Annotated in this window: 11 protein-coding genes and 2 pseudogenes; 5 read left to right on the forward strand and 8 right to left on the reverse strand. The window is 34.7% G+C overall.

Translation table 11 applies throughout. The annotated features are described in order from the left end of the window. Positions 1–153 precede the first annotated feature (153 nt). Positions 154–926 (reverse strand): annotated as a pseudogene (locus tag H6A27_RS15180) (transposase family protein); the annotation flags it as partial. A 134-nt stretch (positions 927–1,060) separates the two neighbouring features. Between H6A27_RS15180 and H6A27_RS13170 the strand changes: the two are divergent. From H6A27_RS13170 to H6A27_RS13190, 5 genes are all read left to right on the forward strand, one after another. Next, a complete protein-coding gene (locus H6A27_RS13170; protein WP_204509010.1) occupies positions 1,061–1,861 on the forward strand; it encodes a hypothetical protein in 801 nt (266 codons plus the stop codon). Positions 1,862–1,881: 20 nt separating this feature from the next. Then, positions 1,882–2,703 (forward strand): vWA domain-containing protein, encoded by an 822-nt coding sequence (locus H6A27_RS13175; protein ID WP_204509011.1) that lies wholly within the window; start codon positions 1,882–1,884, stop codon positions 2,701–2,703. Beyond that, a complete protein-coding gene (locus tag H6A27_RS13180) occupies positions 2,703–3,986 on the forward strand; it encodes a protein phosphatase 2C domain-containing protein (protein WP_204509012.1) in 1,284 nt (427 codons plus the stop codon). The genes H6A27_RS13175 and H6A27_RS13180 overlap by 1 nt, the downstream gene beginning before the upstream one ends. Further along, positions 3,983–5,104, forward strand: coding sequence for a protein kinase (locus H6A27_RS13185; RefSeq protein ID WP_204509013.1), 1,122 nt, complete (start codon positions 3,983–3,985; stop codon positions 5,102–5,104). The genes H6A27_RS13180 and H6A27_RS13185 overlap by 4 nt, the downstream gene beginning before the upstream one ends. Positions 5,105–5,174: 70 nt before the next feature. After that, entirely contained in the window at positions 5,175–5,588 is a 414-nt protein-coding gene (locus H6A27_RS13190) for a zinc ribbon domain-containing protein (RefSeq protein ID WP_204509014.1), read from the forward strand. Between the two features lie 165 nt (positions 5,589–5,753). Here the strand turns inward: H6A27_RS13190 and H6A27_RS13195 are convergent, their stop codons facing one another. From H6A27_RS13195 to H6A27_RS15190, 7 genes and pseudogenes are all read right to left on the reverse strand, one after another. Then, on the reverse strand, positions 5,754–9,029 hold the full coding sequence (locus H6A27_RS13195) for an AAA family ATPase (protein WP_204509015.1): 3,276 nt from the start codon (positions 9,027–9,029) through the stop codon (positions 5,754–5,756). Between the two features lie 12 nt (positions 9,030–9,041). Then, positions 9,042–10,547 carry a coiled-coil domain-containing protein gene (locus H6A27_RS13200; protein WP_204509016.1) on the reverse strand — a complete coding sequence of 502 codons (1,506 nt, stop codon included), beginning with the start codon at positions 10,545–10,547 and terminating at the stop codon, positions 9,042–9,044. Continuing rightward, a complete protein-coding gene (locus H6A27_RS13205; RefSeq protein WP_204509017.1) occupies positions 10,544–11,122 on the reverse strand; it encodes a 4Fe-4S single cluster domain-containing protein in 579 nt (192 codons plus the stop codon). Before H6A27_RS13205 ends, H6A27_RS13200 begins: the two co-directional genes overlap by 4 nt. Continuing rightward, positions 11,119–11,529 (reverse strand): hypothetical protein, encoded by a 411-nt coding sequence (locus tag H6A27_RS13210; protein ID WP_204509018.1) that lies wholly within the window; start codon positions 11,527–11,529, stop codon positions 11,119–11,121. Before H6A27_RS13210 ends, H6A27_RS13205 begins: the two co-directional genes overlap by 4 nt. A gap of 6 nt (positions 11,530–11,535) precedes the next feature. After that, positions 11,536–13,098 (reverse strand): MIT C-terminal domain-containing protein, encoded by a 1,563-nt coding sequence (locus H6A27_RS13215; protein ID WP_204509019.1) that lies wholly within the window; start codon positions 13,096–13,098, stop codon positions 11,536–11,538. A gap of 344 nt (positions 13,099–13,442) precedes the next feature. Next, positions 13,443–13,871: a hypothetical protein gene (locus H6A27_RS15185; protein WP_239469686.1), complete on the reverse strand. Its 429-nt coding sequence runs from the start codon at positions 13,869–13,871 to the stop codon at positions 13,443–13,445. 27 nt (positions 13,872–13,898) lie between these two features. Continuing rightward, a pseudogene (locus H6A27_RS15190) lies at positions 13,899–14,275 on the reverse strand (AAA family ATPase); the annotation flags it as partial. Positions 14,276–14,560: the final 285 nt, after the last annotated feature.

A 14,560-nucleotide genomic window follows, 5' to 3' on the forward strand; every position in this document is an offset into this window, starting at 1 on the left:
CTTTCCTTGATGGCATAGACCGAAAAGAAACCATCCTGCTGGACGTTCTAAATGAAGACTGTCACTACAACGAAGTCGTGACTTTACCTGTAGAAAGCCGTTTTATAAAAACAGAAGGTGTCATCTCATTTTTTACGTCGCTAATTTTTCATCTTCAGGTTGGTTGATACAGATTTGAATCTGAAGCTCTGGTATCCGTCTGAGTTCTTGATTAGACAACAAGTAAGGTAGTCATACCCCCTCTTGTGTACAAAGAGTTTGTAGTAGAACTTCTCCTATCTGACTTTGAGGGAATAAAAAACAGCATATTCTGACTTTCTCTCCCATGGAGAGCCAAAAAACCAAATGTTCTGCCGGATACAGATGAATATCGAATCTGATTAATGTTGGCCAGACAATCCACTCTTTACCGATAAACTCTCAAACGGTTACAAGAAGTCGATGCGGTCTTATCCTAAAAGTTGGATGAATCATTCCAATATAACTTTACGTTTCTCCCAATTGGAATTCCCTTGCTTATCCAAAAGACTGAACAAGAATGAAAAGGCAATACCTTTGTAGGTTACGTCGAGGGTGAATATATTGATGTTAAACTCACCAAAATTCCAGTTGGTGCGGTCCATACTCATGACCAAACCATCCTTTACTGGAAGAAGCAAGAAAATCAACCTTGCCACCATGTCGAGAGTCAAGGAACAGTTGGAGAAAAACCTCTGAATGTGATGCAGATTGGAATCACGCTCAACCAGTGTAGGCATCGCAAAAGCCAGTTTGTGAAGGCTCACTGTCTGAACCAAACAAAGTGCATAAAGTATAAAAGCCATAAACTTTATGCGAGCAAGATTCATAGAATTTCCAAAATATTCTTGCATAATTGGAAGGATTTGGTTAACTTTAACCAAGTTTTTGGAGTCAGTAATATTCATAGAAAAAACTAAGAACTTTTCTTTAAAGCTACTGAATTTCATAAACTTTTCTCAAATACAATCTGTTGATAATAAAAATTTGAAAATACATTTTAAAAAATATTACCAGCAAAAAATCTATAAATTAGATAAAAATGGATAAAAGGAGAAATAACGATTGTCCATCTTGTGGAAACGAACTACATAATGGATTGTGTAATAAATGTGGATATATAAGGATTGTATTTCCTGAAGTGGTCCCAGAACCAATAAGACAAATGGAGTCAACACGCATATCCGTTATTAAGAAGTTGCTTGATGATAATAAGGAATCAAACGAATTAATATCCAGTCTTAATCAGGATATAGAATCCTGTAGGGAACAGAATAAACAACTCAAAAGAGAAAAAGATATAGTTTTAAAGGAAAAAAAAACATTAGAATTACAAGTTGCTTCTCTTGAGAAAGCTAATGAAGATATACGCTGTAATAGTTTATCAAATGAACGCAAGTTACAACTTGATATATCTAGTCTGCAATCTTTGTTGAATCAGAAAGAAAATGAGGTGCAATTGTTGTCTTCTGAACTTAAAAATGTTAAAGCGGAATTATCAGATATTTCTACAGTATCTAGGAATCCTTTAAAAGGGATAGTTCTGTTAGAGGATATTCGTAATGACATACGTTATATGCTTCCGGTTTACGAAGGTGTTAACTCGTATGGCTCTAATCCTGATAAAGATATGCATCATCAAATAAAATTTCAGGTACGTGGTTTTATTTTTAAACCAGTTCATTTTATTATAAGAACATCTACAAAAGGATTAATTCTAGAGTCGTTTAGTGGCGTTGATATTTTTCAAAATGGAAGATTGATTCAAAGTGGTGTTTACGCTCGCCAAAGTGATAATTTTATTTTGGATGATAGAATACGTTTAAATATTTCACAAATATAAAACTTAAATTAAATAATAATATGGCATATGAATTAGCTTGGGGGTCAAAGCACCCTGGTTTATTAATCTATCTTGTTGATTTATCTGGCTCTATGGCATGGGATGATAAAATTCGTAGAGTAAGTAATGTTGTCTGGCATGTTGTAGATTGCCTTACTGCAAGTTGCCAAGATAAAGGCGAGTATAAGGAACGTTATTATCTTAAAGTGATAGGGTATAATCAATATACTTATGATTTGTTCTCTGGGGGGGTAGATGATATAAACAAATGGCTTGATGAACATGTTGATGAACAATTTATTAATATTGAAAAGGAAGGGAAACCGCAAGGTTTAACTCATATGTCTATTGCATATGAGAAAGCAGCAGACGAAATCAATAAATGGATAGCAAAGCAAAATGCAAAAAATATATTAGTCCCAGCTCCAATAGTTATCAATATTACTGATGGTTACCCTGAAGAAAAAGGATTAACAGAGCAACAATCAAGGGATAAAGCATTGTCGGCAGCTAATGCTTTAAGATCTATTTCCGTTCCTGATGGCAATGTTTTACTATTTAATATTCACATAGATGGAATAGCTGGGAAAGAAGAGGGTATGATGTTCCCTGCGGCACGTCCTTCTGATCAGCGAAAAGGATTCTTATTTGATGCATCTTCCGAAATGACATCAACTTTTGTACTAAGTGCTCAACGTCAAAATTTACCAGCTACTACAGGTAGTAGATTTATGGTTTCAAATATAAGTGATATGCGTGTGTTAGCAAGGCTTGTTGTCTTTGGCTCTACTATTTCTGGAATTCCAAATGTTGATAGTCGAAAAGAAATACCAATAGATTAATGGCTCTTTATTTTAAAACATTCCTTTTAGGAAAAGATGGCGAAGAGGATGGAAGGCAAGATGCGTTAGCATTAAATTCGGAAAAGCTCCTCTTTGCCGTTGCTGATGGTGTATCAAATTCTTTTCATCCAGAGTTTGTTGCACAAGCTCTTTGTGAATTATTTTCATCAATAGACCCATCCTATTTTGACACATGGGATTCTTTCTCTGCGGAAATTCTGTTACCACAAATCCATGAAATTTGGTTAAAACAAATAAATGAACATTTGGCATCTATTTCAGGCAGGATACTTCGTCATGAGCAATATAATTATGAGAGATGGAAATACGGAGCTTCTACATTTTGTGGTATTCATATTGATCTTAATAAAGGGAAGGTTAAATTTGTCATAATTGGAGATAGCACTCTTTTTATCTCTACAACTGATGGGAAAATTCTAGAATTTAATTCTATGACAGACAATATCTCAGGGTGTGGCACAGATTTAATAAACTATACAAATACAACTGAGGCTGTTATTAGTGATGGTTCTTTAGTAGGTAAATGGTTTATTAATGAGATTCCCATAGAAAATGTTAGTTATATAGCTTTGATGACTGATGGTATGGCTAAATGGTATCAAAAGCATCAAGCTGATAATCCTAATTCGGAATCAATATTATGGAAACTACAATCGAAAGAAGATTTTAATAATCTTGCTGAAAACTGTAGGAGAGATGGAGAGATGGACGATGATTTAGCTGTCATAATTATAAAATTGTCTTCTATCGATAAGACGCCAAATACCTGTGATTGTATAATAAACTCGACGAAAGAAAATACTAATATTGTAGATAATGATATAATCATATCGCTTGATTCAAAGTCTGGTGAAACTATGGTTTCACCAGATGACAATGTAGATAATCATGATATTGTTTCCTCTTTAGATATACAAATAGAATCTGTTGATTCTAAAAATATTCATCTTAAAGAGAAAAAAGATTTAAGTAAAGAACGATTATTAGATAGCGATGAAATAGAAGATCATGCACTTTGTGTTTCTAAAGTAGAAGTAAATAGGAATATAAGTGACATTAATGAAACTACTTCAAGTGACATTAATGAAACTACTCCAAGTGACATTAACGAAACTACTTCAAGTGACATTAATGAAACTACTTCAAGTGACATTAACGAATCAACTTTCGAAAATGCAAAGGAAATTGATTCTTCCACTAGTACAGACATAAAATCAGGATGTTTTATATCTGATATAATTAAAAAAATATTTAAGAAATGAAGCAATTATCTTATGGTTCAGATCAGGTGATGGAAAGTATGATGGATTCCTCAAATATCCTTGATGCCGAGGTTCGGATGTCTTATAGAACTATATCAATAGGTAGAGGAAGGAGGATACAGCTAGTCAAGTCACATGGTCGTTTTTGTGAAGCCTATAAACTAGAAAATGATTTCAATAAAATATGCTATAGAATTTGGAAAGAGATTATTCCTGATGCTATTAAAAGATATGAGCTTATTGACAAAAGGTTTTCATCAGCTAAGTTAAGATATTTTTCTAATTTCCGCTTTATTCCATCTGCTTTAAGAATGAAGTGTGATGGAAATATTCTTCCAGGCATTGTTATGGATTGGATTGAGGGAAAGACACTTGATTCATTTTTAAGTGATGACTGGTCTTCTCTATCAGTAACCCAAAGGCTCACATTTATAAGAGATTTTTATTATATGTGCTATGAGTTAAGAGAAAATGGAATATCACATGGGGATCTTTCTTGTGTAAATATTATTATTACTTCAAACCGAGAGATAAGGTTAGTTGATTATGATTCTGTTTATGTTAAAGAAATGGGAAGGAAATTCTTTCAAACAACAGGAGGAGCTCCGTCATTTCAACATCCGGAGAGGACATTTTCAAAACGCCCAATTTTAGCATCCATTGATGATGATAATTTCTCTCAATTAATCATTGCTGTTTCTCTGTGGGTCATATATTTTGATCCTTCAGTTACTCAGTATTTTGATGATTCAAATCTTTTATTTGTTCCAAGTGATTTAAGTGGATTGAATGGTAATGAACGACTAAATAACCTTAAAGCCTCATTCGGCTGGAAAAAAGCAAATTCTTTAGCTCATAAATTCCAACATCTATCAATCTTATTAAAGGCCTTAGAGTCAATACAGGGTGACCTATCTAAAGTTCCTTCACTTTTTAATTTTGTTTCTGAATCTACTATATTATCTCCTCAATTTTACTCTTTGCTTGATACAAACATGTCAGTTTCTAAAACTAGTCAAAGGGCAATATTTTGTACGACATGTGGTCATAAATTCACATCTGACATATTTGATTTTTGTCCAATATGTGGAACGAAGCGTTATCTCTTTAAGAATTAATCATATTTATGACTTAATGATAATGTGTTTTTATTATAGGTATTCAATTATTGTTTAAGAGTTAATATATATGGCAAAAAAATGTTATAACTGCGGATTCTCTGATAATCCAGACAGCGCTAATTTTTGTGGCAAATGTGGTAATAAACTTTCATTGCTTGATAATTGGAAAATTTATAATGCAAGTTTCTATTGTTTGGTAACTAAATCCGAATATGATAAATACAAACAATTAAAAGAAAAATCTGAAAGAACCTTTTTCAAAAGAATTATAGATTGGTTTTCTGTTAACTGGCATATTTTTAAAGGAATAGGTTATTCTATAGCTTCTCTTCTCTTTTTAATTACTTCAATTATAACTATACCAAATGTTTTAAAGGAACATCCTTGGTATGAGGCTATTTTGTATAGCCTAGGACTTGTAGTTATGTGTATAGGATTTGGGGTTGGCGCATTTTTATCTTTTAAGGGTGAAGATGTCTAATTTTTAGATGTTCACGAAGTTAATCTCAAAAATTGTAATTTACAGTTTCTTTGTTAGTGTTAGATATGTCTTAAAAATGTGGAGATATATTAAGTCTGCTCTTGAATATGCTATAACAATTTGATATTCAAGGGCAGACATTTTATTGTGTGAAAATTTTAATTATTATTCTATTTTTAATGTCTCTTGTTTGTATAACTGATGTATATCGCTTATTATACGTGCAGGTGCCTCGCTGAAACCACCTTGCAGCACTCCTATCACTGTAAAATCTGTAGCTCTCATAACAGGGCCTCCAGAGCATCCATTAGTTGCCTCTATACCAGATATTATAGCATCAAAACACCGCTCAGCTATTTGTTTTCTTGGATCGTAATTGCTTATCACTCCTTCATATGTTGAAAAGTTAGTTGAAACGTTTGTTCCTTTCAAAAATCCACAGTGAAGAATTCGTTCCAACACTTTAGGATTGACATTGATGTCAGAGTCTATCTTAAAATAGCGTGCATCTGATGGTATCGATTCACATTTCAATATAGCCATATCGATTTTAGGATTATTCCACAATACTTTTGCACCCATAGCAGTTGTACCGCGATCCATAATAAATAATATGTCGGAGTTTCCTTCAATGACATGACTGGCCGTTAGTACAAGACGCTCGTTCAAAGATATAAAAAAACCTGTACCCATTCCTTTTGATCCGGTTACTAATCCAACTGCATTGGTAAAATGGGATACATCTGAAACTGCATTTTCAATATTATCATTAAGCGAAATCCCTCTTACATTATGGTTAGCTGTCGTTGCAATATTACGGCTTGCTAAATGAGCCTGCTGTACAGCATCTGTTCTGCAATCAATGACCGATGAAGACTTCCCTTTATATCCTGGAAAGTATTCAGGTCGCAGTATTCGTCCTGACGCTCCAGATACAACTTTACGCTCATATGCTCTACGCAGTGTATCAAAGAATCCTACAGCAAGACCTGCATTTCCAAACTGACTACCTCTTGTCCGTTCTGTATCGAAATACTCAAATGCTAACATTCTGCATTCGTCTTCCGGATCAAATGAGAATCCTTTTGATCTTGCTGTTCGCATCATAATTTCCCACAGTTCTTCATTTGAATAGTCTGCAAAGTGCCATATATTCTTGAAACGACGACGCATTCCATCATTCATACTCATTAAACGTTCCATATCATCTGTATAACCGGCAAGAATGAGTGCCTGATTACCTTCGAAGCGCTTATCAGTAAGACATTTTGTTATTGCATCTATTGCATCAGTACCATGCGTACCTAAACTATATGCTTCATCAATGAATATTACCTTTCCACTATGGTCTTTAAACATCTGTTCAACAGCTTTGGGCGTATCTCCAACTCCGGAATTTACCAATGCTGCTGAATCTATTTCTGCAGGAGTTATATCATCAATCAGTCCAAGCTCATAAAGGATTTTGGCCATGTGCTTGGCCACTGTCGTTTTTCCAGTTCCTGGATTACCCTCAAAAACGAAATTCAGATTTGGTTTCTCCATATCTATTTCACCAAGTCTCTGTGCCTCTATTCTTCGACCAAGAGTAGAAAGAAGGAGATCACTCAGGTTTTCCTTAACCTCGTCTAAACCTATTAAGGAATTTATTTCCGTAAGTATCTTATTATGGTCAATCTTATCGCTTATAAGACGCATCTTATCTTTTGGTATGTCGTCTACATGCAATATCTTCTGTTTCCCTTTACGACGGTGTATGCCCAATATTGTATTGGAAAGTTTTTCCATCTCTCTTGCATTGCTCCATCTCGCGTTTCTATGCACAAACATATAAGATATTATACGACGAATACTGTCATCGAAATCATTTGTAGTTTCATAGCCTTTTATTTGTCGTTGGAATATCATATACAGTTCATTCTCATTATAATCTTTAAAGTCAATGAAGGATTCTTTTCCATTGAATCGCCCCATGAAACCTTGATTTCCATTTTTGATTAGGTTTTCCATGTCAGACTTATACCCTGCGAGAATTACAAGTGAGTCCGCATTATTTTCCATGAATTGTATTAAAACCTCAATAGCTTCTTTGCCGTAATCAACATGATTTCCGTGTCCTCCGCTAATTAGACCGTATGCTTCATCTATGAATAGTACTCCACCACGTGCCCGGTCACATAAAGCTTGTGTTTTTATACGAGTTTGGCCAACATATTCGCCTTCAAGGTCACCTACAGTGGCTTCTATCAAATGACCTCGCTCAAGCAATCCTTCTTCTCTTAAAATGTCAGCAAGCAATCGCGCTACCGTTGTCTTACCTGTACCAGGATTTCCGCTAAAGACAAGATGTGGTCTGAAACGAGCTCCTGACAGGTTGGTACGAGAATCTTTAAGTGTCTCAATATATGCCTCTATTTGTTCAACAAGCTTTTCTGTTCCAGCCATACTACGTAACCTGTCTATAGAACGCTCTTTGCTCATTTTTTCTATCGTTTCTTTAAGTTTATCCAAAGGCATCTTTACATAATAACTCAGCATCTCTACTTCACCGACATAAGCCATATCGTCTTTTCTATTCTTTCTGGTAACATCCTGGCTAAGTCGTACTGCCTTTTCCTCTATACCTTGTCCATCCATAAGCTCAGAATATCCATCTAACAATCTCCTGCGGTTTAGAAGATTGCGATATTCATCACGTCCTGGACCTGCTATGTAATATAATTGATTGCCTTTTCCTGCCGTTGGATTGACACCGGTAAGAGTATCTTTAAAAAATGTTCCTCTGAATAATTCTCTCGCATCATCACAAAAAAGAGTATCGAAAGTCTCTACATCATAAAGTGATATAATATGAGCTTGGCTATTTGTACTATTGAATGTTGTTTTTAAATTATTCAGCTGTGGTAGAATACTTTCAGGATGGTCATAAACATCAGTAGCAGCAGAATTGAAAATAAATACCATTTTTCTTTCAGGATGTTCCGAAATATAATGAGATATGGTAGTAAATGGATCAACACTGTTAGCTATACGATAAAAGGCACGGTTTGTTCCTTCATGCCTTTCTTGAATCTGACTATATGTTTCAGGATCATCAGAAGGCAAAGCAGAGCTTGGTGCATTCCTTCGGCGGCGTCCTGCAAATGGGCTTGATATATTTGCAGTGTACCTTCCGTTCTCTGCCTGCGCTGAAGTGCTTCGACGTAAGCCAAACAATTCGACCAAGTCATCTTTACGAAAGCTAAAGAAATTACGCCCTGGGTCCTGACTGTAAAACACCACATTATAACCTTGACTGCGGAATGTTAGAAAAAGCATCTCCCATATTCCGTAACGTTTCAGGTCTGCACCAACATAGTCATCCTTTACTCCAGGTCCGTAAATACCCGAAAATAAAGGACGATGTGGTAGATTGAAGTTTTGAATACGTTTAACTTTCATTGCACTTTGTTTTTATCTCTTTCTTACTCTCTGATTAATTTTCTTTGCAGATCCGCGTTTTCCCATCTGGCGAGCATCAGTCATCTCTGGTATTTCGGTATCTCCTCCATCTGCTGGAGTTGTAGTAGGACCAAGTTTAAATCCACTCTTTGATATTTGCTCTTTTATTCGTTCAAGTGAACGGATATATTCCAGATCTGTTATGCTGCGGTTATCATTGCGATGAAACACTATTTCGTTATTTTCATCACTTTCATCTGGACGAACAAGAATTGAAATTCTCTCTCCGTTCATACTGTTCAGAATGGCAAACACTCCTTCACGCCAATCATTGTCGCGATCTTCTCCACCAAGATAGTTCACTGCATCGCGTCCGTCAGGCATCCGCTCAACCTGCCATCCCTGAGATATTAGAGCAGTTACAATATCTTCTGTAATTGTAACGCGGTTCTCACTTAAGATAGCACTTCTTGCCGCTTTATCCAGCATATCTGAGAGTATAACCTCGCCCTTTGCTACCTCTCCCATAATCTCCTTGATACGTTCAAGTGATGGCTGCTGACGTAATTCGGCTTTAAGTGTATCAAGTTTTGATTTTAATTTACTATATTCACCTCGATTCCAGAAATCTGTTTCTATTTTTGCTACATCTTGAGGTGAGTCTGGATATGTTATAACCACTTCGCGGTTCTTATTTACCTCTTCCAATACCTTCTCTAACATCGCTGTTGCTTCTGCATGTATGGCATCATATACTATCTTGTTACGCATTGCTTCTTCTTCAGCCATCTGTATCTGAAGAATAACTTCGGATGCTCTTGCCACAGTACCTTCATCGTCTGGGTTCGCTTCTAACGCAGCCATTCTTCTATTTATTTCTTGCGATTTCAGAGGATTGAATCGATCAATGTCGATACGTCCATAAGCAGCTTGTTTGACACCGGAAGCCAAACTGACAGCTTCTTTACGTTTTTGTTTTTCATCTGCCATTTGAGCTAAGATGGCATTTACTGTGTCAGTTAGGTTATCAAGTTTCTTCGCATGATTGTTAAGTTGAGATTGCTGTTCCTCAAATCGCTTTTCAACATGGTTTGCCAAACTGTTTATATGACGGTTAACTTGTTGAATACGCTCATTTGTTCGTTGTTCAAGTGAACGCATATCATTTCTCAGCTCCTGTTTGGTCATGCTAATTTCGTTATGTAGGTTTTTATTAACTTCTATAACAGTATCATAAATTTCATTAGCTACCTTATGAAGCCTTTGTCTTTGCTCTTCATCCACTTGGTTTATACGGGCGTTAACCCCTCTTATAGATGCATTAAGTTTATTTTGCATTTCTACTTTAGCTCGTTCGGCTTCCTCACGTGATTTACGTTGTGCTGTTATTTCAGCATCCTTACGAACTCTGTCAAATTCTCTATCTATACATCTAAGCGCTTTGACAATATTGTCGTTTAGGTCATTAATTGCATCGTCAGCCTGACGCACACTTGATATTTTGTATTTTCTACTCATAGTAAATTTTGTTTTAAAGGGATGCCAATGGCATCTGTACTGTTTATATTTAATGTTAGTTCAATTTGCCTTTTTCCTGATTGCAAATCTTCTTTATAAGGAAGCAAACGATTGGTTAAGAAATGTAGCCGTTGGTTCGATGATCCTCGTAGGCCAACGCCGTCATTCTTACTTTCTATATATTGTCCATCAATAAGTAAATCTGTCATTTTCAAGACAGATAAGGCTTCTTCTGACTGCAAATCCTCTTTTCGGAAACCGGTAAATATTATCACATTTAATTCTGGTCGTGACAGCTGCACCTTCTCTAATAAAACTGCGATGGAAGCAGCCTGTAAGAATGGTTCACCTCCACTGATTGTAACCCCAGATATATTCTTGTTTCCAATAATATCATTTGCGAGTGTCGTTGTATCGATAATTTTTGCAGCAACAATGGGGCGACCTTCAGGTGTAACACATCCGGGACAGTTAAAAGGACATCCTTGTGTCCAGATTGCATATCGCAAACCAGGTCCAAGAGCACGTGTACCATGACGTTCTATGTCTAACAGATTCAGAATTTCACCATTCATAACTTACCGACAGATAGTTTATCTCTTGTCCGTATGATTTCTGTTAATTGATTATCAAAGTCTGCCATTAAGCCTGCAACTTTTGAGCTGATATCACGTAGATTGTCGGAAATTGTATCTATATTTCTTACAATCTCTTCATTCTCTTTCACATGCAACATGAGCTTCCTGTAATTCTCTGTATTCTCTTCAGAAATAATCTTATTTAGATACTCTCTTAGTTCCTCAATAAACATGTCAGGATCTTCTTTAGCTATCTCACTTATGATTACTTCACCGAAAAGGCATAAAAGTACAGCCCTTTTCATCTTATTATCGTGTTTAGCCACAGAAGCAAACTGTTTTTCTATCTCTTTTTTGCACTCCGTAAGAGATACGGAGTTCATCATTTGTTCTAAATCTATCATAATAGTTTAAATATTTTGTAGTTCAGGATAGTTGGGAAAATGTCCATCAAAATCAAAGTTGAAATGATAAGTAATAGTTGTATCAACTATTGCAGGTAAGTCCTCTTGCTGTGTTCCTCCTATCCACTGTTCACTTTTACTAGGTACCTTTAGGAAATGAAGTCCATATCCCAACTGAGTCCAGCAACCTGAGTCCGCATATATGTTACGGTCATGACACTTTTTGGGATTAGTAATTTCATATTTGATGAACTTTATTCTTTGCTGACGTAGGTTATCGCATAAGAACTTCATTTTTTTATCGAACATGTTACGAATTTTGACCTTCTCATCTAAACTCTTATCTCTACAGTCTAACTCTATAGTACGAGTTTTTAAAACGAACGTTTTACACGTACCTAACCGTGCTATCACTTTCAGAAATATTTCTAAATTATCTTGCTGATACCATTCAGACAAATGAGGTTCTTCTAATATCACCCTCTTCGCTCCTTTTAAACTAGGACTAAATAAATCAGTAAAATTATACCCTGTCTGATTAATTTTTATAGAAACAATATTTTCATTGTTCCTGTTCTCGTTTAATCTAGATGCTGTGGTTATTTTTTCTTTTATCCTATTTGTAACATTTGTTTGTACATTGCTCGTTGACTCAGTGCGCAAATTTATTTTTCTCTCATGTTTTTGCACTAGCAACTCATTTTTAGAAGCTACTTTTATATTTAGGGCATTATAAATTAATACAAATTTATTATTACCTTGTATATCTGTTACTCGGCAAAATACATTCTGAAATCCATCAACTTTCGTTTTCAACATTATAGTCTTACATTCAATACCTGCTATTTCACAGTCCTTTTCGAAGTTAGGCAATATATCTCGCCATTTAATTTCGTTATAAAAAAAAGAATCAAGACTATTGTCATCCAAAGGTACAAATACGGTTTGAGGCTCTTTTAAACAATCTAAGAATGTAATATGATTATCAGTTCTAATTTGTTCTTTTACAACCTCAGGAAACCAGCATTTAAGTACTCTGGTATTATCCTCTAACAATGGTTTGTCTAGCTTCATTGAAATTATCTCTGTTGTATTTCGTTGTAAAGCATAAACAACAGACGGAATTTCACTATAGTCACCATCTATATACAACGGTGAGCATTTCCAACTTCTCGGCAATTCACACAAGGCTTGTTGTAATGCTTTATTATGTTCAGTTAATTCTACTGAAAGCTGACTGTAATACTCATCATATACATATCTACCATCCTGCTTGAAATATGCCAAACTAAATTTATCAAATTTCTTTTTATCAAACTTTTCGCAAAATATTTTGCTTAATTTATGATGATATATGTCATAACTTTTAATGCGAAACTTTGAACTTACATCATCAGTTTCACACTCATATAAATAACAATAATCAGAGGTTAACTGTAAAAGAAGAAAAGTTCCTTTTATACCATATGAGACTATCGCTTTTCTTACAACAGTCTCTCCACTAAAAAGGGAATCTTTTTTTTTATACAATATATCCTCTACGTATTTTTTGTAATTATCTGAATCCATATTAGTGTTACAAAGATTAAAGCCAATACAAGAATATTTAACTATTTGCATAGAATATGAAAACATGTTTTCTGTATCCTTTATATCATCTTATAGTGATATGTTTAATTTGAACGCGATATCATATACTTTATAAATATTAAACATGAAGTTGTGGCTCATATTTTTAATTTAAGTTCGTTACCATAAACTCTTTTATTGAATTTATAGAATTATTATATGAAGTTCTCTTACGGAGACTACTTTATAATCTACAAAGATAAGACATTTTTGATTATAAAACTCTGATATTGTAGATGTTTTATAACTATAATTGATCGTTTTTTAGTGCTTAAACTTATTGCTTATGCTCTAAAACCAATAACTTGCGATGATAATTTTCTTAAACATTTTAATTCAAGATAATTATTCTCTGCTTCAATTATATCTGACTCTTCAATTTTACTTAAGGTTTCTATGTCAATTTTGGCTTGTTTGTTTTGCATCACTCTTTTTGCCATGCTTTTAATAATGCCTTGATTAATTAGGTTGTGAACCCAACGTCCATTGCTGAAGTACTCATTCCTTTTAGCCGCAGCTTTTTCAATAAGTTCATACAAACGGTCGTATGCCTCTTTAGACATTTGATAGTTGTCAGATTTAAGCAGTCTGCAAGCTATTTCCATTAATTCATCTTTGGTATAATCTTCAAAAGTAAATGTTAATGGAAATCTGTCTTTTAATCCTGGGTTTGTTTTTAACATTGCTGTCATCTTATCTTGATACCCTGCCATAATTATTATCATATCAGGATTTGACTCTGATAAAACAGGTAACAATGTATTAATAACTTCTTTCCCAAAGTCTTTAGTATCGTTATCCTTTGATTTAATTAACGTATAAGCTTCATCAATGAATAGTACGCCCCCTCTTGCTTCATCTCTATTGCCTCTAATGTCTTCTTTTCAGTCATACCAATGTATTCTCCCACTAATTTTGCTCTATTTGTCTCCACTGTATGTCCTTTACTTAAGAATCCCATTTTATGATAAATCCTACCTACCAACCTTGCTACTGTAGTTTTACCTGTTCCAGGATTACCAAGAAAAAGCATGCGATTAATACATTCTTTATTTTTTTGCAAACTCATTTCTGCTCTTTTTTTATTGAACAAACTCATTATCCATGCTTCTCTCATATCTTTCTTTACTTTTTGAAGGGTAAGCTTTCGGTAAACCACGTTGCAAATTTTGTAAATTAGTTCCGAATCGGTGCTATTCGTTGCTGATTCGGAACTAATAGTATCTATTCGGAACAAGTTTGATAAGATTTTGCCCAATTACGTGGTAGAAGTTCCTCCATATTCTTCTCATCCCTTACCTACAAAACCAGAAACTACGAAAGAATTTTCCATTTTCTTCATGACATTGAAATTTTAGAAGTGAAACATTTATTTTTTACGTTGCCATCAAAGTTGGCAAGG

Source organism: Bacteroides caecigallinarum (assembly GCF_016902295.1).
In the GTDB taxonomy this organism is placed as follows: Bacteria; Bacteroidota; Bacteroidia; order Bacteroidales; family Bacteroidaceae; genus Phocaeicola; species Phocaeicola caecigallinarum_A.